The organism is Sphingobacterium spiritivorum, assembly GCF_016724845.1.
GTDB lineage: Bacteria > Bacteroidota > Bacteroidia > Sphingobacteriales > Sphingobacteriaceae > Sphingobacterium > Sphingobacterium spiritivorum_A.
This window is the reverse complement of sequence record NZ_CP068082.1, coordinates 4,479,964-4,504,352: the sequence shown is the minus strand read 5'-3', so window position 1 is coordinate 4,504,352 and position 24,389 is coordinate 4,479,964. Positions and strand designations below refer to the sequence as shown.

Here is a 24,389-nt window from a genome sequence, read left to right as displayed (position 1 = left end):
TTTTAAAAATCTACTTTTATACCCGCTGTAATTGATTTGGTAGCAGGATAGTTTCCTCTATCCCATCCGTTTACAGCTGCTGAGGCCCAGGAAACTTCCGGATCGAAGCCACTGTAATTGGTGATCGTGAGATAGTTTTGAGCACTGACATATATCCTTACTCCCGAAATTCGCAACCTGTTTGTTAACTCCGCAGGTAAGGTATAACCCAGCGTCACATCGCGCAGGCGCAGATAAGACCCGTTTTCTACCCATAGCGAGTTTGCATAATCCCGGATAGCGCTACCACTATTGGCACTCGGCTTATCAAACGTATTTCCCTGTCCGCTTCCTTTCCAGCGATTGTCAAAGCCTTCCTGAGTAGGTGCCCAACTCCCGTTCAGGGAGATGTTGTACTTTCTGAATTCATTCACAATATCATTCCCGTAACTACCTACCATCATAAAGGAAAAATCAAAATTCTTGTAGGTAAACCCGTTATTAAAACCAAATGTAAACTTAGGTTCCAACCGGCTCAATACCCTACGGTCATCCTGATCATTGACAGTTCCCTGTCCGTCCCAGTTCTTAAATCTGTAATCTCCGGCTTTCTTGGAGGGTTCTCCGTTAGCTATAGCTTCCTGATCGGTCTGATAAATCCCTTCTACTGTGTATCCGTACAATTGCATCATAGACTGACCTACGATGGTGGGAAACCAGTTACCGCCAGTACCGATCTCTTTGAACGTAACCGGATTGCCATAAGCATCCACACCCATATCCAGAACTTTTGTACGGTTAAAGGAGATATTGAAAGAAGGTTTCCACCTCAGATGCTCTCCCAACCGGGGCTGAGCAGAGATTTGAAATTCAAAACCTTTATTTTGTACTACACCAATATTCTGCAGTACAGAACTAAATCCACCAGATCCGGGCAAAGTCACATTTAACAGCAGATCTTTGGTACGTTTGTTATAATAATCGGCTACGATCTGGATTTTGTTGTTAAACAATCCCATATCCAGTCCTATATCATACTGGCGGGTTGTCTCCCATTTCAGATTTGCATTTTCAAGTGCCGCCAAAATAAATCCGGTATTAATCTGATTATTAAATATTGCATCTGTACCCGAAACATTAGCTAGTGTCTGATAGTTAGCAATAGCCTGATTGCCGGATTCTCCATAGGAAGTTCTGATTTTTAAAAGCGACAATGTCGGGTTATCCTTTAAAAAATCCTCCTGTGATACTGCCCAGGCAACTGCAGCTGAGGGAAAAAAGGCATATTTATTATTGGCTCCAAAACGGGATGAACCATCCCTCCTGCCGGAGACCGTCAGAAAATATTTATCTGCATAGGAATAATTCGCCCTAGCCATATAAGAAAGTAACCTGTTGTCGCCAAATGAAGATGAAGGAAGTGCTTTGGTTATAGCAGACTGAATATTTGATGTTTCATAAGTATCACTTGCAAAGCCTACTCCGCTACCACTATTCAATCCATCGTTTCTGCTAGTCTGATAAGTCAACCCCACCAGTGCGTCCAGTTTGTGCTTATCTCCAAATTGCTTCTGATATTCCAGAATATTATCATTGATAAAAGTAGAAGAACTGCCATAATTTTTGTTTGCCACTCCAAATACAGGCTTCCCATCGACAATTCGCTGACCCAGACTGATGTTTCCTGGAAAATATGTATCCTGTTTATTGTATGCATGATCCAGTCCTGCGCTTAGTTTTAATTTAAGCCCATCTAGAATCTCATACGAAAGGGCTACATTACCGATAAGACGGAGGCTGTTATTTCTATTCTTCCAGTTTTCAGATATACCGACCGGGTTAGTCTCTCCCCAGGATACTCCGGTAAACTTTGTATAATTGCCATTCGCATCATACACCTGCATGGTAGGAGGCAGTACCATTGAAGACCAGGGAATCCCTCCGCTACCATCCGCACTTTGATATTGCGCACGGTCGTAAGCTGAATTTTGAATACTTAAATTGGTTGTAAGATTAATTTTTTCAAACAACTTATGATCGATATTGGTTCGTAGAGACAAACGCTGGAATCCGGAATTGCGGATAATACCATCCTGATCAAAGTATCCGAATGAAGTAAAATATTTGGTATCCTGATTACCTCCGCTAATACTTAAGTTATGGGTTTGTACAGGAGCGGCTCTGTACACCAGATCCTGCCAGTCGGTACCTTCGCCAAGATCATTAATCTGTGCCTGTGTCCAGGGTAAGGGTTTGCCGTCATTGGCAGCGACTTCATTCTGAAGTGTAGCAAAATCTATGGCATTAACGACATCGATCTTTTTACGCAGCCGCTGTGTTCCGAAATAGTTGTTGTACGAAATTTTCTTTTTACCGGATGCGCCTTTTTTAGTTGTAATCATCACGACCCCGTTTGCACCTCTCGAACCATAAATCGCTGTAGAGGATGCATCTTTCAAAACAGAGACGCTTGCTATATCATCCGGATTAATCTGAGCAGTCAGTCCGTCGAGCATCATACCATCCACCACATACAAGGGATCGTTACTAGCTCCCAGAGAGTTTGTTCCTCTGATCTGAATTTTCATGCCTTCACCCGGCTGACCTGAAGCCTGATTGACACGTACACCCGGAGCATGTCCCTGTAAAGCCTGTGCAACGTTGGAGACCCCGTTAACCTGACTAAGCTGAGCTGAAGATATAGTAGAAACCGATCCCGTAAGATCTGATTTTTTTACTGTACCGTATCCGATGACCACGATCTCCGCTATATCAGATACCTCTGTTTTCATGGCCACCTGCAGCGGACTTCCTGTATATATACTTTCAAGAGTTTGATAACCGATATAGGAGAATACCAGTGTGACATGACCTTGTTGTGATCTTGTCAGCTTAAAGTAGCCCTGTGCATCTGTGGCAGTACTGCTGTTTGTTCCTTTTATTTTTACGGTAACTCCGGAAAGACTCCTGCCCGTACTGTCTGTGACTGTACCTGTAATTGCTTCCTGAAAATCTTCGGCCGGGGTATGGACTACCATATTCTTCGCAGCCGTCTGCCTGCTGATCAGAATAGATCTGCCCTCCAGCCTGTAGCTCAACGGTTGATTGACAAAAACAAGATCCAGTACGTTGTTAAGCGTGCCGGCTTTTACATCTATACTGACCGGTTTTGTTCCTTTCAGCAATTCGCTGTTATAGAAGACTCTGTACCCGCTCTGCTGACTGATTGATTTTAATACTTTGCCTAATTTTTCGTTTTTAAAAGACAGGTTGATATTTTGTGAATAAGCACTGCTGTATACATGACAAAGCATCAGACACAGGAACAGGGTTGTGCACTTTATCCAAAGTACAGACTTTTCGGTTGATGACCTTCGACATACGTACTTCAGGCCAAAAGACTGTTTGAATAATATGATTAAATTCATACATTTGGTTGATTTAGTTTATAAATTGATTAATACTGACTACCTCTATTTTAGTCAATTGAACTGGATTTAAACGGTGTTGCTGGAACTTCACCGTTTTCTTTTTTATAGTTTATTTATGATGCATAGGCTATTTAGTTTTCTTCTGTTTTATAATTACTTTGTGATTCTGGTACTGATAGTCAAGTTCTCCGGTTCCTTTTAATGTTTCCAGTGCTTCTCCAAGTGATACATTTCGCTGCAGATATCCGTTAAAACTGTATTCAGCAGAACCTATAAAGTCTATATCCACATTATACCATCGGCTCAACTGATTTAAAATATCGTTTATCGGAGTTTCATTAAATACAAAAGCATCTGATCGCCAGCTCCCTTCTTCCTCCAGGTCAGCTATTCCGACCTTAAATTCACCATTCCGCTCCAAAACTGCTTTACTACCCGGGGACAACATTTTTTCATGGTTATTTTTATTATTCTTTAGTCTGACAAGTCCGGTGAATAAAGTCGCAGACTCGTTCTCTTCACCATAGGCTTTGACATTAAAACTGGTTCCCAGAACTTCAACTGTCTGTTTTGAGGTTTGTACAATAAAGGGTATCCGTTCACCGGCACTTCCGGTCTGTTTTCTGACTTCGAAGAACGCTTCCCCTTTCAGTTCAATTTTACGGAGATTGCCTGCGAATTTTTGTGGAAACCGAAGTGTACTACCCGAATTCAGCCATACTTTTGAGCCATCGCTGAGGTTGAGATGAAAGGTACCACCCTTGGGTACATTGACTTCATAATATTCATTTTCCCCCTGATGTACCATTTTCCCAGATTGATCTTTAACGGCGCTGTCCTGAATAATCAGCTCTCCGAATGTGGAATCTAACATTATATGTCGGCCATCTGCTAATTTTAAGATCGCTTTAGCAGTCGCCGGACCTATATTATTCATCCGTGCTATCTCCATCTTCCTTTCGCTCTCATACCAGTTATAGAACAATGAAGCTCCTGTCAAAGTGACCAATAATAATGCTGCAGCATATTTAAAAAAACGATAATAACGTGTTTTTTGTATTTTTTTTTCTTCAACACCTGACTGTTCCTCCATATGACTCTCCACTATGTCTTCAATCTGACCAGTTCTTAGCAATTCCAGAAACAAAGCAATTTCCTGTTCATTAGCTTTACCACTATGATAACGTTGCACCAGTTGTTTATAAAATTCTTTATTATCCATGAAATTGGTTATCTGTAAAGGTTTGAGATGCACCCTTTAATATAATGACACCGCAAAGAGTCTTTAGGGTACCGGATATTTTATATTTTATTTAAATAAAATATAATCAATTGAAAAATAAAGAAGTACACAAAAATGAATATCCAAAGGGCCGGATATCAGCGATCTGAATGTTTTCATGGTCTGCACCATGTATTTTTTAACGGCATCACGGCTGAATCCCATTTCCTTTGCGACCTGATCGTAAGTCATTTGTTTTTCTCTGCACAGGTCAAAAACCTGTTTTGCCGTTGGTGAAAGGTTTTCGAAAGCCCGCTGAATAAACTTTTCGTATTCCTTCTCTTGTATACTATTCCCCGTGGTCTGTTCTTCCAGCGGATAATAACGGAGTAATTCCTGTATAGATACATTTGATCTGGAAATTGACCTGAGGTGATTGAGTGTATGGTTTTTCGCGAGCGTAAACAAATAGTGTCGGAAAGACAGTACTTTAACAAACCGCTCTCTGTTGTCCCAGACTTTCATAAATATCTCCTGACAGATATCCTGAGCCAGATCCGGAGATTTGACATATCCCTGCACAAACAGATATACAGACTGAAAATACTGCCCATAAATAGCCTCAAATGCACGTTCATCTCCATTCGACAATGCGAGTATAATCTGCTTTTCAGGAACTGGATATTTCATATATGACCGGGAATCAAAAATTTAAGTTTACAGGACACAAATTAAAGAAGAAATCTAAAAAGTAAAAATTATAGCGCTTATTTTCAGAATAAAAAACGTATTGTAAATGATGTGAAGAATACATGGTCACGCTATTCCATCCTTAGCTGAAATGAAAGATCCCAGCATCAACATATAGTAAAAAGAAAGTGTTTTCGAATTAATAAATCAATATAAACTTCCTTAATTACCATTGTTATCTGATACATTTTTATTACCTGATAGGATGATCTTCAGAATAAGCAAAATAAGGTTAAATTAAAAAAAAACAGCTCTCTACACTACATTTTTAGCTTTCTTAGAATACGAATCATAAACCATTTGTAACGAATTGTAAACAACTGTCGTATGTTGAGGGTAATCCATATATTTTAGATAAATAATAGGTAAAAGATTAGGTCATCCGGATTATGTGTAAGATAAGGCTGCCAGATCTTCAATCAATACCGAAATTCTACCCCATATATTATACTGTGACAAAATGAAAACAACATTACAGCAACAGGCATGGCAGGCGCTTCAGGAAGGAAACTATAAATTAGCAGCGAGGAATTGGATACAAGGACATTGTCTGCCGGAAAACCTCTCTGAACTGAGCGAGTTATATCAACAAGTCAACACATGGAATGAAACCTCTCCCGACCCGGATCTATGTGCCATACTCGGGCTTATAGCGTTAGATAATAACGAAATTTTTAATTCTGACCGCGAAGAGGCGCTTATACAGTGTGTGCAGTGGAGCAAACAAGGAATAGCATTGGCACCAGAGCATTACAGCTGCATCCGTCATGCAGGTTCTGCACTCTATTGGTTGAAGGACTGGGAAGCAGCAACAAAATATTACGAAAAGGCAGTAGCCATATCCTCCTCTCCCACCCTGCAGATCCGTATCTTCAATATCCGCAATAGGAATACTGCACAACCTGATTTTTCCAGCCTGCATATCAATATGGAGACTGATGAGGCAATGGAGGTATATAATGCAGGTGTAGAGATCAATTACCTGCTAAATCAATATTCCGAAATGCCTGAAACGGAAAGAAAAAGATTAACAAGCCTGAAAACATCCTACTATGAGCGCGCATACAGCCTGTACAGAAATACAATAGTGGAAAAAACAGGTAATCCACTTAATGAAGATCCGCACACATTTGCGATGTGTTGCAACAATCTGGCTGTAGAAATGAGACTGCTTGATCAACCTGACAAAGCAGTGGCTGTCACCACTGAAGGTATGCAATACAGTTATTTCTCAGCAATTCTTCAAAACAGGTTCGGGGCATATCTGGAATCCGGTAATTCTGCAGAAGTTGTAAAGGATGGTGAACTGTTGATAGATGATTTTGCCGAACAGATGGATTTTCTGACTTATTTCAATACAATAGATCATATCTGTAATGCCCATATGGAACTAAAAAACCATGAAGAGGCATTGGAATGGATTTCTTTGGGTCAGGAAGAATACTATGCTATTGATGCTACAGATCCGCTGATCAGTGATCCTGAAATAGTGCGTTGCTTTACCAACTTTTTTATATACAAAGCGAATGCTGAAGCTGCATTGGGCATACAACCGGATACGGCTACTGCAGCAGCAGAAACAGAGGCTTTGCTGGAAGAAATGCCGGATAATCCAAGTATATTGATCTCCCGGGCAAATATCTTTACAGAAGAAGGTAATTATGACAAGGCAATAGAATGTTATCAGTACGCCATACACCTGGCTTCCGAGCGTGAGGCTATCCGATCCGCACAAGTGGCCTTTTACAATATGGGCTATCTCTATGTAGCACATAAAAGAGATAATGAAGCTGCTCTTGATTGCTTTGAACAAAGTATCACAATGGGTAATCCTGATTTCTGGTGTGCGTATTGGGCTACACATTGTGCTTATCATCTGACAGAAAATGAAAAAACTATTTTCTATGCTGATAGTGCCATACAGGTACTGCCTCAGCAAGAAGGTGTCACGGATGATATTGTAGCAGAATTATATGAGCATCTGGGTAGTGCGCAACTGGATCTTGAGCTGTATGCACAAGCAGCCCAAAACTACAGACAATCACTTCAATACAATTTTAGCCAGATGGTATCCGATAATCTGAAGGTGGCAGAAGAAAATATAAAGAATTCCGGATCTGATAATTTCTTCAGAAAATTATTTGGTAAGTAACGTCCTCTACATTTGCTGGTGTTCGCATCAGCAAATGTAGAGGATTTATTTGTCGAGCCACAATTGAAAATCATTGGATTTCTCCTCACTGACAATAATCTCCAGATTGTCCAGTATCTGAGGATGCAATTGTAGTTTAATACGGTTGCGGCTCATCTTTACCATTTCGGCAATAGACTGGATATGTATTATAAATTTACGGTTGATCTGAAAGAAAAATGCAGGATCTAATCTCGGGGCAAGTTTACTCAATGTATCATCTACAATAAAACGATCTCCCTGCACCGAAAAACCGTATAAAAGCTTATCATCAGCCATGAAATACGCAATGTCTTCTACGGGTACAGATTTTAACCGGATACCATAACGCACCAGAAATCTGTTTTTATACTGGGGTACGATCTCCTCACGCGGCAAAAGAGATTCCACTTTACTGAGTGCTTCTTTCAGTTCAGGTAATTCAAAGGGTTTTAGCAGGTAAGCATACCCCTGATTACGGAATGCCTCCAATGCATACTCATCAAATGCAGTTGTAAAAATAACGGGAGTCTGAATTTTGATATGATTGAAAATATCAAAGCTAAGGCCATCTCCAAGATGGATATCCATAAAAATAAGATCGGTCTCATTTTTCCCTAACCAACTGATTACATCCCGGACAGTAGATTTGACAACGGCAGTATACTCATCGTTCCACAGCTCCGTCAACATTTCCAGCAGGCTCTCTGAAGCCCAGCTTTCATCCTCTACGATCAGTACACGAATTGCCATGCCGTGAAATTAAAAAAAAATCCCCACTCTCTAAAGAACGGGGATATCTATCTACATATATATGACTATAGATCAGGATTTTTTTCAATTGCTTCCTTAGGATAGCGAATCACATAGCGCGGATCATTCTGGATAAGACGGTATTCTTTTCCGAAGAAAGTATGAATAACTTCCGGACGATCTGTACGTTTCATATCGTTCCAGCGAAGACCTTCCAGAGCCAATTCGCGTGCACGTTCTGTAATGATCTCTTTCAGCAGGTCAGCATCCGGCATCGCATTTAGTTCAGTGCTGCGTGTCGCAAAGTAGGTTGGTGTCAGTCGATTCTTCAACAATGTTGTCAAAGCACCTATAGCCTTAGGCCGGTCTCCCAGACGTGCAGCTGTTTCAGCAATAATCAGATATAATTCTGCATTTCGGAAACTGACATTATAACGGATATTTCCACCTTTTAAAGAAACGTAATTACGGCTTCCTTGTTTTCCAAAATAGCGTGCGAAACGCAAGTCATCTTTTTGGTTATACAAGCCTAATAATTTTGATGAAATAAATGTGGATGTGCTTACATTGGATTTACCAACCTCTTCCCAGGCCTGAATCATTTCTGGCGATTCAAAATCGTTAGGTAGCACAGTCCCGGTTTTATTAAGGTCTGCCAGATCAGCTTTGATAGCCAAAGCCTTTTCTGCTGCATCCATAGCTAGTTTCCATTCTCCTTTATACAATCTCAGACGGGATTCAAAAGCATAGTATGAACGCTTGCTGAATCTGTATTTTACAGCTGTAGGCTGATCGCTGACATTCAATAAGGCATTACCGGCCTGCATATCCGCTTCTATCTGCTTATATACAGCCGCGACTGTAGCTGCCGGAAATTTTTGTTCCAGATCTATAGTAATGGATATCGGAACACCCTTATCAGTCGCTGCCGTACCTGCATTGTATTGCTCAGCATACGAATTCAATAACTCAAAATGCGAATAGGCACGCATCAGATAGGCTTCCGCACGGATCTGCTGTACAGCCTCTGTATTACCGGCTGCTTCTTCCGCTTTTGAGATAACATGATTAGCATAGAAGATCGTCTTGTAAAAGGACAGCCATGCGTAAGGTAATGTTGTAGCGTCCGGATTTTGATCATTCCAAAGATGAAGATCACGTATTGCAGCCAAATCTGTAGAATTTTCATCTAATGCCAGTTCATCTGTCCGGAGATTCAGATAAGATTTTTGTGCAGGAAACGATTGATAACCACTGGTCATCAAGGCTCTGAAATCGGCCTCAGTCTTAGGAACTACCGTTCCGACAGGCTGTATGTCCAGATATTTGTCACATGAGGAGAAAACTGTTCCCATCAAAAAAAGACAGAGATATGTGGTATATTTTTTCATGTTGTATATTCGTATAGATAAGTGTTAAAATGAGGCAGATAGTCCAAAAGCAATAGATTTGGATATAGGCTGCGCATAATTATTACCATAAGTCTCCGGATCAAAAAATCCGGTATAATCTGATCCGAATACAAACAGATTACGTCCCTCTACACTCACGCGAAGATTAGATGAACGAATCTTTCTGCTTACCGATTGAGGTAAGGTATACCCTAAACGGATACTGTTGATACGCGCATAACTCATCTTTTTAGACCAGATATCCAGAAACTGGAAGGAATTGATCGGATCATTGTCCATCATCCAGCTATAAGCCATCCATCTTTCATTCAGCTCAATATTGGAACTGCCCAGAGCAGGCAATGTACTTTCTCCCTTCACGACCGCTAACATTTCACGTGTATTATTCGCTCCTCTGTCTAGTGATGAAGGATTGTAAGTAGGTGTACGTCTTACCAGTTTATTAATATTAAATATGGCGGATACAGCAAGATCAAAATCATGATATCTGAACCGGTTGGTCATACCTCCGATAAACTCCGGATCCAGGCTTCCTTTATACTTAAATTTAGATTGATACTTACTTGCCGTCATATTAGTAGCTACATTATATCCGGGTAGAAAATCTGCCCATGGATCATACAGCTCATAGAAATCCTCGAAAGAAACCACCTGTCCGTTATCACCGTAGAATTGTGGAACGCCGTCCTTATCCAGTCCTGCTGTTTCCAGCACAAACATAGAGTTGATCGGGAACCCTGCTCTTCCGTCAGGCATATATGCCTTGGGATTAGCGACTACACGTGTCAGCTTGTTACGATTGTGTGCAATATTGAAATCCGTAGACCAGGTAAAATGTTCTCTGCTGATATTTTTACTGGAAATAGAAAGCTCTATACCATCATTCTTGACTGAAGCCCAGTTGCGTTGTACAAGGTCAAATCCATTCTCTAATGAAAGATCATTATTACCGATCAGATCTTTACTGTCACGGTTGTAGTAATCAACGGTGACTACCAGTCTGTTTTTCCATAATCCCAGATCGAATCCGGCATTCCAGGATGCTGTACGCTCCCAACGCAATTTGTCATTGGCAGGTGCTGTCACTACGATAGTAGGTTCATTACTTCCAGGCAGTAAAGTTGCATTACTGTAGTTTCCGACAATAAACGGATATGTATTACGATCAATATTTCCCTGAATACCATATGATCCGCGTATCTTCAGCATAGAAATAGCTTCTATATCTTTGATAAAATCTTCTTCAGAAGCATTCCATGATCCGGAAAGAGACCATATAGGAAGGAATCTGTATTTTGGATCCACCCCAAACATATTCGAACCGTCGTAGCGTATACTTCCGTAAACATTATACTTACGATCTAATGTATAAGATGCATTAGCATAGAATGAAGCATATGCCGTCTCTCCTATTGCTTTTGCATATTGTCTGTATAATCCGTTATTCTGGTAGTTGCTGTTTGGAAATACAATATTCTGCGTAGTCAGTGTAACAGGATTAAACCCGAATCCTTTTGTCGAGATCAGCGTATTTTTTGATCTTCTCAGCTCGGTACCGGCCATGACGTCCAGTTCATGACGACTGTTGAATGTCTTGTTGTACTGCACAAAAGATTTCCAGTTGTATTGAAAATCACTTTTACTGCTATTTTCAATAATACCACCATCCGGCAGGAAGTATTTATATTGTTTTGTCTGACTATCGTAGTAGCGGGTATTTTCTCTGAATTTTCTGGTAAAATAAGACTCTTTATCTCCAAAACGTTCAGTTCCCACATCTTCAAACTGGAGTCCCAGCTCAGTACGTACTGATAAAGAAGGAATAATCTGATATTCCAGATTAGCGATAGCTTTCATGCTTTTGTTCGCCAAGGAGTAAGAAGTATTTTCTCTCTCCTCGATAACATTAAAAGGAATATAAGTGTTCTTTTCAAACCCTTCTATATCCCGGTCATATATATAATTCCCCTGGGTATCTCTGACCTGTAAATAAGGATTCGCAGTACGTGCATATTTGCTTGGATTAGAAAAGCCATCTGCATCCTGAATCAGATTGTGTCGGTCTGTGGCAGATCCCAACAAGCTTAATCCTCCTTTTAGTTTGCTGTTGATATTAAAATTGTTGCTGAATGTAAGTGAATAACGACGCATATCTACACCTTTGGTAGTAGCTTTCTCATCATAAAACCCACCTGAGATATAGTATGTATGCGCATCCGTACCACCCGACACAGAAGCCGTGTATTGCTGATTAACAGCATTACGAAAAAGCTCGTCTCCCCAATTGGTCTGCTGATTGCGCAAAGTATTGATAGCCTGCTGACTTGCAGAGGATAAAGCACTGAATCCGCCTTTTCTGAATGCATCCAGTTCATTTCCTGTCGCAAGAATACGGGCAACAGCCCCTCTGTCCGCACGGTAATCCAGATCTGCTCTGTTTGCCATGGCCAGTTCAAAATCAACTTTTTCACTTGATGACATCAGGTTCAGTTTATTATAATCCGGACGTTGCGATACAAAACTGTTGGCACTGATCTGCACCTGTGCAGGTCCTTTTTTACCTTTTTTGGTTGTGATCACAATTACCCCATTTGCGGCACGTGCTCCGTATATAGAAGTTGCTGCCGCATCCTTCAGTACGGTGATATCTTCAATATCATCCGGATTGATGCCCGCAATAGGCAGATTGGTCAGATTATTCAGATTGTCCTTGTCAAAACTGTTTGGAAGCGCTGTTCCCTCTATTGGCAATCCGTCGATTACCCATAACGGATCCTGTGTACCGTTTAATGATACAGTACCTCTGATACGGATTTGCGGTGCACTGTTCGGCCCCCCGTTCAGATTACTCAATTGCAAGCCTGCTACTTTTCCTTCCAGTAACTGATCGATACTGGATACACCAGCCTGTCTGATCTCAGCAACCTTCAGTTTATTATATGCTGTAGTATTCTTACGTTTACTGATATCGGTATACCCCGTAACAATAACTTCTTCCAGCGACTGATTTTCCGTACGCAGATAAATAGTCTTCTCTCCTCCGTTTACTTTTACATTCTGGCTTTCGTACCCTACAAATGACACAGTAATAAAGGCTGTGTTTTTAGGCACTTTCAACTCAAATGCTCCGTTTGAATCCGTTAAAGTTCCCAAAGCAGATTGCTGAATCTGTCCCGGAACTCCTGTGTCCTCACTGACCGCTGAGCTTCCCAGCAGGATAGTCACTCCGCTGATCGGATTTTGACTGCTGGCATCAAGGACCCTTCCCTTGATGGTAATTACATCCTGTGCATATAATAACTGCGCACAGGAAAATAAAAGAAATAATAAAATTCTATTCATGTTAGGTGTTTGTGTTGCTTAATCTTTTGTATTTAGTACTCCCGCTATTCTCGCCAATAAATCCTGATAATGTGCTTTTGTAGCTATATCGCCCGAATTTCTGGCCTGCATCAATAATGTCCGGATCTGAAATAACTCAGCTCTTTTGCTTGTCAGCATTTCAGAAGTTCTGCTCATGCCCGATACATGCACATTACGGATAGATTTGTCCGATCCGTGAGCTGTTCCATGAACAGAGCAGATTTCAGGTCTGGCTTCTTTCAAAAACTGATCTACGATCTGTAGTTTTTTACTTTGCAGCTTTTCCATATTCTTGCTGGTAGAAACCAATAATACATCAATATAGTTTTGCTGAAGCATGCGCGTCTCTAAATCCAGATTTTCTTTGTTCAAAGATTTGCGGAAAATATCCTTACGTAATGCGGTCAGAAATTCTTCTACACTCCAGGCTTTGTCTTTCCCAAACAGCAGCTCCATCTCTGTCATACGCAGCAGGCGCTCATCCTTTACCAGATTGTAAAGAATGCTGTATTGGAATTCACGCTTCAGATTATAAGGCGCATATTCAAACGGACCGACAGGACTATCTTTCAATGGAAATGTTTTCGTTATCAGATCTTGTCTGAATAACCATTCAGGCAAGTAATAAACCTGATTTTTAAGATATTTCAAGGCGTCTATCTGTGTATCACGCGGTACAGGAGCATATGCACTTTTACCATCGCCCATTACCGGATTTTCCAGATAGATCCCACCAATATTGTTAAGTACATGATCAGCATATGCATACCATTGTCCGATTACAGCCATATACAATTTGCCTGCACGGTAGTAATCTTCCCCGTTAGCTGTTGTCCAGTTGATAATATGAGGCATCGTCCTTTTCAGGTTACGCAATCCATATTCACCTGCCTTCATAGCGTTATCACCAAGATCTTCAGATTGAGACCTCGGATCTATGATATTCTTGCCATCCTGTTGCTCGCCGTACCAGTAATACGGATTGTGCTGGTGCGTCTCGATCACCTTTCTCAATTCCGGAAGTTCATCCCAGGGATTTGTTTTATCATACCAGCGGTATGCCCATCCGATAGCATACTTATCATATAAGCCGATAACCGGAGTGATCACTTTGACATTGTCTTCGGGCTGTGCTACATAATTAAAACGCGCATAGTCCATGATGGAAGTCGCTGTCCCTCCCATTGTTTCCGTGAAATGCGGCGAACGAAGTGAATCTACCGGAAAACTATGAGAAGAACCCATATTGTGCTTTAAACCAAGGGTATGTCCCACTTCATGAGAGGAAACAAATCGGATAGCATGCGCCATCTTTTCGTCCGAGAAGGAATTTCCGCGTACATCGGTATCGATTATCCCGGTTTGTACACGCATCCAGCTATTCAATATAGTCATCACATTGTGCCACCAGATGACGTCCGCCTCGAGGATTTCACCAGTCCGCGGGTCTACTACAGATGGTCCCATGGCATTAGCCTGTGGGGAAGCAGCATAAGTAATGGCAGAAATATTTGCATCATCAATATCAAAATCCATCCCCTCGGGCACTTCTTTTGCGATAATAGCATCTTTGAAACCAGCTTCTTCAAAAGCCTTCTGCCAGTCGTACACACCGGCTATAATCTGCTCTCTCCATTGTTTTGGGGTAGCAGGATCAATATAAAATACAATAGGTTTCTTAGGAACAACCAATTCGCCAGCCAGATAACGAGCTTTGTCCTCATCTTTCGGTTCTAATCTCCAGCGAGTCACGAGCTCCCGTTTTTCCATTTCCTGCTGAGCATCCGAAAAATACCAACGTGCCGTGGTAAAGTATCCTACACGCGGATCCGCAAAGCGTGCCTTCATCTTATTATCCGGTAGCTCATATATATTACTCGTCACCGTCAGACTGATCGGCACAGATTCATTTCCCTCTGTCACTTTTGTGCTCAGAATTGACCTGACAACCACATTATTACGGAAAGATTTGATCTGCTCTACATTTGAAAGCGAACTTTTCGGCGATGTCCCCAGTCCCAGGTTCGTAAATACATCATTGAAACTCTTTTCTGTTCCGTCGAATACTTTATTGACTTTGATAAGCACAGCAGAAGAATCTGCATTGTAGCCTTCAATTTTAAATGATTCTATAAATGATTGTGTAAAATTATCGGCTACCGATTTTGCTATGGCATCCTGGCGAGGTACCTCTACCTGTGGCTTAGCTTCACCGACCCACACTTCATTACGTGTTTTCTTAACCGTAAACCGAAGTACTTTATTTTCAAAATTCATCCCCTTATTCAGTCCCGCCTCATTCAGGGCCAAAGGTACCGAAGAAATTTTATTGATCAGCAAAAAATCCTTATCCATCTTATTCAGAGGGATCTCAAAATAGTAATCTTTGCCTTTTGATAGGATATTAAAGATGCCGCTATCAATTTTTGCATCCTTAGCAATCTTGGCATAAGCCATTACACTGTCCTTTTTTGTGGTATCGACAGATGTGGTGTGAGCTGAATGATCTTTTCTGAGACCTATTTTGGTCATCAGCTGGCATGAGCCGAGTAACGAAGTGGAAAATAAACAAAGAAATGCGAGTTTAGTGTTGCTACTGAAATAATTGCTTTTCATTAAGATACTTTAAGTAGGGTCAAATAAATGAGAAGTGAAGATCAAAAGAAATACCTTAATTATAAAGCGATTACCCGTGAAACCGCTTAATACGGGAGTGAATCCTCCTTTTAGACAGAAGAAAAATAAAACAATTTCTAAATAATGGGCAGAAAGACTTTAAAGGAGGATTTGTCTTCTGTAATTTCAAAGCCGCTAACCTGATAATAATCATAAATATTAGCCAGAAACTGCGTTCCGTATCCATTTGATTCATCTCCTGAAAGCCTCAGTCGCAGATCATTACTGACTACAATACGTTGATCTTGCTGATAAATGCGGATAGAAAGCGGATTCTCTGCAGAGATTTCATTGTGTTTGATTGCATTCTCCAGCAGAATTTGTAAACTTAACCGGGGAACTTTCCTGTTGCGCAGAGACAGATCCAACTGCACATCTAATGGAGAAAGCCCGTCTCCGAAACGAATTTTTTGTAAAAAAAAGTATTCCTCCGCAAGCTCGAGTTCTGTTGAAATCAAAGAAAGACCGGAATCGTCTGCACTCAGCAATTTACGATATACGCGAGCCAGTTTTGTGACAAAACTCTTTGCCAGCTGCCCATCTTTACCTATCAGCTGCTGTAAAGTTCCTAAACTGTTAAATAGAAAATGAGGATCCATCTTTTCCTGTAACTGTTCAAATTTCAACAGCGCCTGCTCCTTTTGGTAATGTAGATTATTCACTTCCAGACGATGATTTTTTCTGCGCTGCAGATAAAAAATGGTCAAAAAGACTACAATCGCAAATACAAGAACCAACCCCAGAAGTATACTCAAATTAGCAATACCAGTCACCTCTTCATCCGTTATCAGAAAAAGTGTAGACAGCAGTAAATCACACTCACCTAATATACCGTGTATTTTATACTTCTGAATTAAGACAGGAAGGTTGATAAAATCAGAATTGATAACCACATTTCCCTTGCTATAATCCAGCCTTACTTTTCGGTTATCCTGTACGCCTACTTTTTCCAGTTCCGGATTTATCAGACAGATTCCGTCTGCATTGTAAATTTCAAAATAAGACCTGTTACCCAGAGAAGAGGTCCAGAAGTACTCATTAAGCTTCTTTATATCAATATACACCTGTAAAATTCCGTCATCCAGCATTAACTGACGTACGATGTACATTCCGTCCTGAGTTTTTATAAAAGTTGCAGTTTCACTTTCCTTAGGCGTGACACCCAGCAGTTTTAAGCGGTCAGCTGCTAAAGGAATAAATAGCCGTTGGTGAAGAATAGATCGTACAGACTCATCTTTTCCTTTCCAGATCTGATAGCCAGCAATAAACTTTTTCTTACTGTCTTCCTGAATTAAAAGATCGATGGAAGAAAATTCTTTCGTTTCAGCCAGCGTTCTCAGCAAAAATATACTTTGATCAAAAACATCAAATTCTTTTTGAACCAGAAGCGCACTTTCTGCATTTATCTCTTTCAGAATAGTAGTATTCAGCCTTTCCAGTCGTTGATTCATCAGATGAAGCATGCAGAATACCAAAACAACAAATGTGATAAGTCCTCCTGAAAACAGCAGAACACGACGCTTATTCCATATTTTTTTGCCTGAAGACATATTGGATGCAAAACTACATAAAGTCTGTAAGTTAGCCTTAGAAATTCAGGAATAAACGGATTAAGATTCCGAAAACGGTTGACAAAATTTATTATATAGAGCTATAAATAAATATTATACAGTATCCATATAAATAAACTCTTATAAACTGAACATCCAGCCATCCACCTGCTCAGATAACAAAAGCGTCATTGTATATACTGAAAAAACGAATATTATATCCCGTTTCTTCGTCTCACAATGACGCTTAAAAGTTTATTTTGTATTTATGAATATTACTTTTCAGCCAGAATAGAACGATCCAGATGAACATATCCTCCATCTACATGAATCAATTGTCCTGTAGTATGGCTGGATTTGTCGGATAACAGAAAAATAGTAGTATTTGCGATCTCTTCCGGAGTAGTCATCCGATGTTCCAAAGGAATACGATCTGTAATTTTCTTAAGCGTTTGCTCCGGATTATCAAGTGTCTGAATCCACTTATCATACTGCGGTGTAGAAGATTCCGCAACCACAATGGCATTCACACGTATAGAATAAGGCAACAGTTCCACAGCCCATTCACGTGTCAGCGCATTTCTGCCTCCATTTGATGCAGCGTAAGCAGATGTATTTCCTTGTCCCGTCTCAGCAGTCTTGGACGTAATATTCACTATACTTCCCTTTGATTGCTTTAGAGCCTCTAGTGAATGATGAGCCATCAGATAATAATGAATCAGATTCTTATGCAATGACGCTACAAACTTTTCATAATCGCCGGAAGCAAGGCCTACACCATCATTAACGCCCGCATTATTAACCAGACCATCAATACGACCATATACTTCCAGAGTTTTATGTACTGCTTTTGCACTTTCTTCCGGAACAGACAACTCTGCTTCAATACAAAGTGCCTCTATGCCTAGTTGTGCAACTTCGGATTTCACCTTATTATTATCGGCTTCATTGCGACCTACGATCACAGGTATAGCTCCCTCACCAGCCAATGCCAGTACGATAGCTCGTCCTATGCCTTTAGCTCCCCCGGTGACAATAACTACTTTATCTTTTAGATTTAAGTTCATATTACATTCTTTATTATAGATTATATGCTTTTACTGCATTCAGTCCCCAAAAGGCCTCTTTTTCAGCAGATGTAAAATCATCAAGCCTGGACCCCACGATAGCCAGATTATCCTCATACGATGCAGCAAGAAGACACACCGGCCAGTCTGATCCGAACATAATCCTTTCTTTCCCGAAACATAGAAAAACATGATTCAGATACTGAGAGAAATGATCCAGTTTCCAGCCACTCCAATCTGCTTCTGTAGCCAGCCCCGAAACCTTACAATACACGTTAGGATATTCAGCAAGCGCACTTATAAAAGATGCCCATTCAAAGAATTCCTGTGATTTGATCGGAGGTTTGGCGATATGATCCAGTATAAATCGTTGATCCGGATGATTAGCGACACAGATTAATGTACTTGCGTAATGACGGGGACGAATGAGCAGATCATAAGTAAAGCCGTATTGACTCAACCGGGAAAGTCCGTTTTGAAAATTATCTCTTATCAGAAATTCCGGATCGCTCTCTCCTTCTACTATATGCCTGAAACCTTTGATCACAGACTCTTGCTGATAGGTACTCAGCAATTCATCAATATTCGAAGCCCGTAAATCCACCCATCCAACGACTCCTTTTATAAACGGATGCTGATGTGCCAGCCGAACCAGAAATTCGGTTTCTGAAGGTGATTGATCAGCCTGCACCGCAATACAGCCATCTATCTCATTCCGCTGTAAGATAAATTCCAGGTCCTGCGGTAAAAAATCACGACGGATTACCTCCATTTGATCGGTAATCCAGCTATCACGTACGGGATCAAAATGCCAGAAATGCTGATGGGAATCAATGCGCATACTTAATACTTATTTACCCGGATAAGCAATCACTTCCTGACGGGATTCACCTAAACCATCTGCACCCAGTTCGATTACATCTCCGGCTTTCAGATAGATTGGCGGATTAAATCCAAGACCTACACCTGCAGGAGTTCCTGTAGAGATCACATCTCCAGGCAACAAGGTCATAAACTGTGATACATAGCTTACGATATAAGGAACAGAGAATATTAAGTTTTTCGTATTTCCGTCCTGGTAAGTTTTTCCGTTAACTTTTAACCACAGACGTACATTATTGATATCTGCAATCTCATCTGCTGTGGTCATATACGGCCCCATAGGTGCAAAAGTATCACAACCTTTTCCTTTGTCCCATGTGCCTCCGCGCTCGATTTGAAATTCACGTTCAGAAACATCATTATGTAAAACATAACCAGCCACATAATCCAGCGCTTCAGCTTCTTCTACATAAGAGGCTTTTTTGCCGATTACAATTCCGAATTCGACTTCCCAATCTGTTTTGACTGAGTTTTTAGGAATAACAACCTGATCATAGGGCCCTACCAATGCAGTAGTGGATTTCATAAAAATAATAGGTTCTTTCGGAATAGCTGCTCCGGTCTCTTCTGCATGATCTTTGTAGTTAAGACCAATACAAACAATCTTGGAAGGACGTGCGAATGGTGCTCCAAGACGAGAATCTGCAGGAATTTCCAATAATTTACCTTCATTCGCTTTTACAAACTCTTCTAAACGGGCTAAGCCGTCTTCAGCGAAAAATGATTCATTATAGTCTCCGCCCAGGGCTGAAGTGTCATAATTAACGCCATCGATCTGAACGCCTATTTTTTCTTTTCCGGATTCACCAAAACGTATTAATTTCATTTGTATATAATTTGTGTTTAAAAGTCTTTATTATATCCCGATAAACCGGAATGGAATACTCAAAACAGATATTTCAATAATATGTAGATTTTGAGGTTTGAACTAGCTTTATTCGCTTTTCAAACTTGCTAATTCTTTTTATTATTTTCCAATTTTTGACCTTAATTATTTAATTTAATAAAGCCGCCGTCTATAGGATAGTCATTGCCAGTGATAAAACCGGCATCATCACTACATAAGAACAGAGCCAGTTTAGCAATCTCTTCCGGCTGAGCCATACGGCCTATAGGCTGACTTTTGGAAAGCTTTTCAAACATTTCAGCCTCCTGCCCGGGATAGTTCTTGGCAATAAATCCGTCTACAAATGGAGTGTGAACACGTGCCGGTGAAATACTGTTACAACGAATGCCATCCCCCATATAATCACGTGCAACAGAAAGAGTCATTGCAAAGATGGCTCCTTTACTCATAGAATATGCAAACCGGTCGCTGATACCTACCCATGCAGCAATAGAAGCCATATTCAGAATAGCTCCGCCACCTTGTTTTTTCATTAACGGCACAGCTGCATACAGCGCATTATAGGCGCCTTTAACATTCACATTGAATATACGGTCAAAATCTTCGGAAGTACAGCCTTCCAATTTACCTACATGGGCTATGCCGGCATTGTTTACCAGAATATCGACAGTACCGATACTTTCCACCACAGCTACCACTTCACTTTGGGTGGCAACATTACAAGCGTGTGCCTTTGCCTTGCCACCTGCAGCAATAATCTCTTCCACTACCTGTTCTGCACCATCCGTATTGAGGTCCAGAATATGAACTTCAGCACCTTCAGCAGCAAACAACAAGCTGATGGCTTTCCCGATTCCACTTCCACCACCTGTGATAATGGCCGACTTATTAAGTAATTTACTCATGTTATGATCTTAAAATCCCGGCCATATGGTCCGGTTGATATTTATATCTAAAAAAATTATAAAGAAACTCCTCTTCTCCATGGAATAAAATCATCCTGACCCAGCAGTACGGCCTTAGGTTTGATCTCACCGTTTGCAACAGCTATTACATAATCCAGTATGCGATGTGCGGCCTGCTCTATACTTTCCTCACCTTCAATAATAGTCCCGCAGTTGAGGTCTATGATATCCGGCATCTTCTCATACGTTTTTGTATTGGTAGATAATTTAACTACCGGAGTGATAGGATTTCCTGTAGGTGTCCCTAATCCTGTAGTGAACAACACCACATTTGCACCTGCTGCTACTTCAGCCGTAGTACTTTCTACATCATTACCGGGAGTACATAGAAGATTCAGGCCGGGTTTGTTAGCGAGTTCGGGATAATCGACTACTGCAGTTACAGGAGAGGTACCTCCCTTTTTTGCTGCTCCGGCAGATTTGATCGCATCCGTAATAAGGCCGTCACGGATATTCCCGGGTGAAGGATTCATATAGAAGCCGGATCCGTCAGCCTCAGCCTTAGCATTATATGTACGCATCAGACTCATGAATTTGCTTGCTGTTTCCTCATCTATACATCTGTCACTAAGTTCCTGTTCAACACCACATAGTTCAGGAAATTCAGCCAGAATTACCGATCCGCCAAGACTAACCAGTATATCCGATAAATAACCTAAAGCCGGATTAGCTGAAATACCCGAGAAACCATCAGAACCACCACATTCTAGACCAATACACAATTTTTCCAGTCCGGCAGGTTTACGTTTCTGTTGATTTGCCTGCATCATACCTGCAAAAGTGGCTTTAATAGCCTTTTGCATCAATTCCTTTTCCGTGCCTTCTTTCTGCTGCTCAAATACATACAGCGGTTTATCAAACTGAGGATCTCTTTTTTGAATTTCATCTTTCAGAATGGAAGCCTGTGCATGTTGGCAGCCTAAGCTCAATACTGTGGCCCCGGCGACATTGGGATGAGTAATATAACCAGCCAACAGACCGCAAAGTGCATCTGAATCCATGCGCGTACCACCACAACCCATATCATGATTCAGAAATTTGATACCATCCACATTAGGAAACAGACGTTTCACTTCTGTATCAGAAGAGCCGGCATTCAGATCCTGCGCAATGATTGCATCTACATTTGCACCCGACTTATACAGGTTGATCAGGTCGTCTACTTCAGTTGTATAGTCATTAGCTTTTACCTTATACCCCAGCTTTTCTTCAAAAGCAGCCTTCAAGGTTAGGACATTTCTGTTTTCGCAAAACACCAGAGGAATGACAAGCCAGTAGTTAGCTGTACCAACAGTTCCGTTAGAACGGTGATATCCATTGAAAGTCTTATCTTTAAACAAAGATACATCAGGCTTATGCCAGCTTAATTTGCGCTTACCCATTCTGAAATCTTCAGCAGCATGACGCAGATTATCTGTAGAGATCAATTCACCCTGCTTCAAGGCATAATTCACTTTCCCCACAAGTACACCATACATATACACTTCAGCATCAGCTGCCAGCGGAGTGATTGTAAACTTATGTTTGGCAGCCACATCCTGCAGCAATTCAAATTGCTTACCTTCCCAATTAATTAACGTTCCTTTCTGTAAATCACGTAAAGCCACCAGCACATTATCCGAAGGATGGATTTGCAGAAACAGTTGTTTTTTAGTTTCCATTACTTACTTAAATCAAATATTTTATCCAATAGCACCCATTTTTCACCGGCCTTAGCCCCCGGTATAGCCACCTGATATTTCCACATCAACTCTTCCCATTCCTGCACTTTAGGATTAAGGCTATCCATCTCCCCTTTACGTTCAAATGAAAAGCTATCATTTACTTCCATAATCATAAAAAGACGATTAGCAAACCTGTAAATTTCCATAGACTCCACTCCTGCATCCGTAATTGACTTCTTAATCTCCGGCCATACAGCAGCATGATAAGTCTCGTACTCATTTATCAACTTAGCGTCATCAACCAAATCCAGTCCCAATGTATATCGCTTCATAATCAATTGTATTAATGTGTTTTAATATCTTCTGTCTCTTCTATGACTAACTTATTATTCTTCATTGCAAACAGTAAAACCACTACAAAACATACCAATGGCACAAAATATCCATATTGAAGGTGACCGGTATGATCCGATATATAGCCTAAGATAGGAGGCAAAATAGCTCCCCCCACAATGGACATTACGATCAGACTGGATGCAGACTTCGTATCTGATCCTATACCCTGTACGCCTATTGCAAAAATAGTGGGAAACATGATAGACATAAAAAATGAAATGCCGATCAGTGCATACAAGGTAATCACTCCGGATGCGAAGATCACGACAAAGGATAATAAGATCGATATCACGGAATAAATAGCCAGCAATTTAGGCGCTGACACGTACTTCATAAAGAATGTACCCACAAAGCGTCCCAGCATAAATGCCAGCCCTGCTACACCTGCATAATATTTGGCCTCCTGAGGAGGAATGCCAGCGGCGTCTGTAGCGAAAAGAACCAGAAAGCTCAGCACACAGACCTGCGCACCTACATAAAAGAACTGTGCAAGCACCGCCCAGGAAACATTCTTATGCTTAAATGCATGAAAAAAACCTGATTTTGTCTTTTCCTCATCATCTTTAATATCCGGTAAACGGGTGAAATAAAAAATAGCTGCTACAACCAGAATGAGTACCCCGAGAATGACATAAGGTAGTTTCACAGAAGAAGTTTCCAATTGTAAATATGCATTACGGGCCTGCTCACTTAATGCAGCCAGCTCTTCAGCAGACTTTGGCTCTTCGGTAAGAATATACTTACCCCCAAGTATAGGAGCGACAAAAGCGGCCAGTCCATTAAAAGACTGTGCAAAATTAAGCCGTTGAGTAGCTGTATTGGGATCTCCTAATACCGTTACATAAGGATTAGCTGCTGTCTCCAGAATGGTAAGTCCACAAGCCACTACAAACAATGCGCCCAGAAAGAAAACATAACTCATCGTATTTGCAGCAGGAACAAAAAGAAAACATCCTAAAGCAAAAAAGATCAAACCGATCAGAATACCAGCCTTATATCCGTATTTTTTCATTAAGAGACCTGCAGGAATAGCCATTACAAAATAGGCTATGAAAACAGCCGAATCCACTAACGATGCCTGAAAAGTCGTGAGGCTGAATGCCATACGCAAATGCGGTATCAGGATCGGATCCAGATTGTGAATAAATCCCCAAAAGAAAAACAGGGAGGTCACCAATACCAGAGCCAGAGAATAGCTTTTAGTTTTTGTCATACGTAATTGTCTTACTAATTATTTATAATTGATTACTGTAAAATTCGCA

Annotated in this window: 16 protein-coding genes; 1 reads left to right on the top strand and 15 read right to left on the bottom strand. The window is 40.9% G+C overall.

The genetic code is table 11. From position 1 onward, the window contains the following. Nucleotides 1-2 precede the first annotated feature (2 nt). From I6J03_RS19120 to I6J03_RS19110, 3 genes are all read right to left on the bottom strand, one after another. Nucleotides 3-3,407: a TonB-dependent receptor gene (locus I6J03_RS19120; protein WP_039989453.1), complete on the bottom strand. Its 3,405-nt coding sequence runs from the start codon at nucleotides 3,405-3,407 to the stop codon at nucleotides 3-5. Nucleotides 3,408-3,537: 130 nt separating this feature from the next. Continuing rightward, nucleotides 3,538-4,632: a FecR family protein gene (locus I6J03_RS19115; protein ID WP_003002792.1), complete on the bottom strand. Its 1,095-nt coding sequence runs from the start codon at nucleotides 4,630-4,632 to the stop codon at nucleotides 3,538-3,540. A gap of 87 nt (nucleotides 4,633-4,719) precedes the next feature. Continuing rightward, entirely contained in the window at nucleotides 4,720-5,322 is a 603-nt protein-coding gene (locus I6J03_RS19110) for an RNA polymerase sigma factor (RefSeq protein ID WP_003002794.1), read from the bottom strand. A 520-nt stretch (nucleotides 5,323-5,842) separates the two neighbouring features. Between I6J03_RS19110 and I6J03_RS19105 the strand changes: the two genes are divergently transcribed. Next, complete coding sequence (locus I6J03_RS19105) at nucleotides 5,843-7,534, top strand: tetratricopeptide repeat protein (protein ID WP_003002795.1); 1,692 nt, start codon at nucleotides 5,843-5,845, stop codon at nucleotides 7,532-7,534. Nucleotides 7,535-7,579: 45 nt separating this feature from the next. On the opposite strand, the gene I6J03_RS19100 is transcribed toward I6J03_RS19105, so the two are convergent. The 12 genes from I6J03_RS19100 to fucP form a co-directional block, all read right to left on the bottom strand. Continuing rightward, complete coding sequence (locus I6J03_RS19100; protein WP_003002797.1) at nucleotides 7,580-8,305, bottom strand: LytR/AlgR family response regulator transcription factor; 726 nt, start codon at nucleotides 8,303-8,305, stop codon at nucleotides 7,580-7,582. Between the two features lie 65 nt (nucleotides 8,306-8,370). After that, nucleotides 8,371-9,696: a RagB/SusD family nutrient uptake outer membrane protein gene (locus I6J03_RS19095; protein WP_003002799.1), complete on the bottom strand. Its 1,326-nt coding sequence runs from the start codon at nucleotides 9,694-9,696 to the stop codon at nucleotides 8,371-8,373. 24 nt (nucleotides 9,697-9,720) lie between these two features. Further along, nucleotides 9,721-13,059: a SusC/RagA family TonB-linked outer membrane protein gene (locus I6J03_RS19090; protein WP_003002800.1), complete on the bottom strand. Its 3,339-nt coding sequence runs from the start codon at nucleotides 13,057-13,059 to the stop codon at nucleotides 9,721-9,723. A gap of 18 nt (nucleotides 13,060-13,077) precedes the next feature. Beyond that, nucleotides 13,078-15,696 carry a zinc-dependent metalloprotease gene (locus I6J03_RS19085; RefSeq protein ID WP_232279593.1) on the bottom strand — a complete coding sequence of 873 codons (2,619 nt, stop codon included), beginning with the start codon at nucleotides 15,694-15,696 and terminating at the stop codon, nucleotides 13,078-13,080. A gap of 137 nt (nucleotides 15,697-15,833) precedes the next feature. Beyond that, nucleotides 15,834-17,306: a sensor histidine kinase gene (locus I6J03_RS19080; RefSeq protein WP_003002804.1), complete on the bottom strand. Its 1,473-nt coding sequence runs from the start codon at nucleotides 17,304-17,306 to the stop codon at nucleotides 15,834-15,836. Between the two features lie 275 nt (nucleotides 17,307-17,581). Beyond that, the gene (locus I6J03_RS19075) at nucleotides 17,582-18,373 is read right to left on the bottom strand and encodes an L-fucose dehydrogenase (protein WP_003002806.1); all 792 of its coding nucleotides are present in this window, start codon (nucleotides 18,371-18,373) and stop codon (nucleotides 17,582-17,584) included. A 13-nt stretch (nucleotides 18,374-18,386) separates the two neighbouring features. Further along, a complete protein-coding gene (locus I6J03_RS19070) occupies nucleotides 18,387-19,214 on the bottom strand; it encodes an amidohydrolase family protein (RefSeq protein WP_201693900.1) in 828 nt (275 codons plus the stop codon). 9 nt (nucleotides 19,215-19,223) lie between these two features. After that, on the bottom strand, nucleotides 19,224-20,081 hold the full coding sequence (locus I6J03_RS19065) for a fumarylacetoacetate hydrolase family protein (RefSeq protein WP_003002812.1): 858 nt from the start codon (nucleotides 20,079-20,081) through the stop codon (nucleotides 19,224-19,226). A 161-nt stretch (nucleotides 20,082-20,242) separates the two neighbouring features. Then, nucleotides 20,243-21,007, bottom strand: coding sequence for an SDR family NAD(P)-dependent oxidoreductase (locus tag I6J03_RS19060; protein ID WP_003002814.1), 765 nt, complete (start codon nucleotides 21,005-21,007; stop codon nucleotides 20,243-20,245). A 56-nt stretch (nucleotides 21,008-21,063) separates the two neighbouring features. Continuing rightward, complete coding sequence (locus tag I6J03_RS19055) at nucleotides 21,064-22,728, bottom strand: UxaA family hydrolase (RefSeq protein WP_003002817.1); 1,665 nt, start codon at nucleotides 22,726-22,728, stop codon at nucleotides 21,064-21,066. Further along, nucleotides 22,728-23,063, bottom strand: a complete 336-nt coding sequence (locus I6J03_RS19050; RefSeq protein WP_003002819.1) for an L-rhamnose mutarotase — start codon at nucleotides 23,061-23,063, stop codon at nucleotides 22,728-22,730. The genes I6J03_RS19055 and I6J03_RS19050 overlap by 1 nt, the downstream gene beginning before the upstream one ends. A gap of 11 nt (nucleotides 23,064-23,074) precedes the next feature. Then, nucleotides 23,075-24,340 (bottom strand): L-fucose:H+ symporter permease, encoded by a 1,266-nt coding sequence (gene fucP, locus I6J03_RS19045; RefSeq protein WP_003002823.1) that lies wholly within the window; start codon nucleotides 24,338-24,340, stop codon nucleotides 23,075-23,077. Nucleotides 24,341-24,389 lie beyond the last annotated feature (49 nt).

What these genes read in the sequence shown, in the direction of transcription:
- I6J03_RS19120 (WP_039989453.1), bottom strand. Translation starts at nt 3,407, where the DNA reads ATGAATTTAATCATATTATTCAAACAGTCTTTTGGCCTGAAGTACGTA.
- I6J03_RS19115 (WP_003002792.1), bottom strand. Translation starts at nt 4,632, where the DNA reads ATGGATAATAAAGAATTTTATAAACAACTGGTGCAACGTTATCATAGT.
- I6J03_RS19110 (WP_003002794.1), bottom strand. Translation starts at nt 5,322, where the DNA reads ATGAAATATCCAGTTCCTGAAAAGCAGATTATACTCGCATTGTCGAAT.
- I6J03_RS19105 (WP_003002795.1), top strand. Translation starts at nt 5,843, where the DNA reads ATGAAAACAACATTACAGCAACAGGCATGGCAGGCGCTTCAGGAAGGA.
- I6J03_RS19100 (WP_003002797.1), bottom strand. Translation starts at nt 8,305, where the DNA reads ATGGCAATTCGTGTACTGATCGTAGAGGATGAAAGCTGGGCTTCAGAG.
- I6J03_RS19095 (WP_003002799.1), bottom strand. Translation starts at nt 9,696, where the DNA reads ATGAAAAAATATACCACATATCTCTGTCTTTTTTTGATGGGAACAGTT.
- I6J03_RS19090 (WP_003002800.1), bottom strand. Translation starts at nt 13,059, where the DNA reads ATGAATAGAATTTTATTATTTCTTTTATTTTCCTGTGCGCAGTTATTA.
- I6J03_RS19085 (WP_232279593.1), bottom strand. Translation starts at nt 15,696, where the DNA reads ATGAAAAGCAATTATTTCAGTAGCAACACTAAACTCGCATTTCTTTGT.
- I6J03_RS19080 (WP_003002804.1), bottom strand. Translation starts at nt 17,306, where the DNA reads ATGTCTTCAGGCAAAAAAATATGGAATAAGCGTCGTGTTCTGCTGTTT.
- I6J03_RS19075 (WP_003002806.1), bottom strand. Translation starts at nt 18,373, where the DNA reads ATGAACTTAAATCTAAAAGATAAAGTAGTTATTGTCACCGGGGGAGCT.
- I6J03_RS19070 (WP_201693900.1), bottom strand. Translation starts at nt 19,214, where the DNA reads ATGCGCATTGATTCCCATCAGCATTTCTGGCATTTTGATCCCGTACGT.
- I6J03_RS19065 (WP_003002812.1), bottom strand. Translation starts at nt 20,081, where the DNA reads ATGAAATTAATACGTTTTGGTGAATCCGGAAAAGAAAAAATAGGCGTT.
- I6J03_RS19060 (WP_003002814.1), bottom strand. Translation starts at nt 21,007, where the DNA reads ATGAGTAAATTACTTAATAAGTCGGCCATTATCACAGGTGGTGGAAGT.
- I6J03_RS19055 (WP_003002817.1), bottom strand. Translation starts at nt 22,728, where the DNA reads ATGGAAACTAAAAAACAACTGTTTCTGCAAATCCATCCTTCGGATAAT.
- I6J03_RS19050 (WP_003002819.1), bottom strand. Translation starts at nt 23,063, where the DNA reads ATGAAGCGATATACATTGGGACTGGATTTGGTTGATGACGCTAAGTTG.
- fucP (WP_003002823.1), bottom strand. Translation starts at nt 24,340, where the DNA reads ATGACAAAAACTAAAAGCTATTCTCTGGCTCTGGTATTGGTGACCTCC.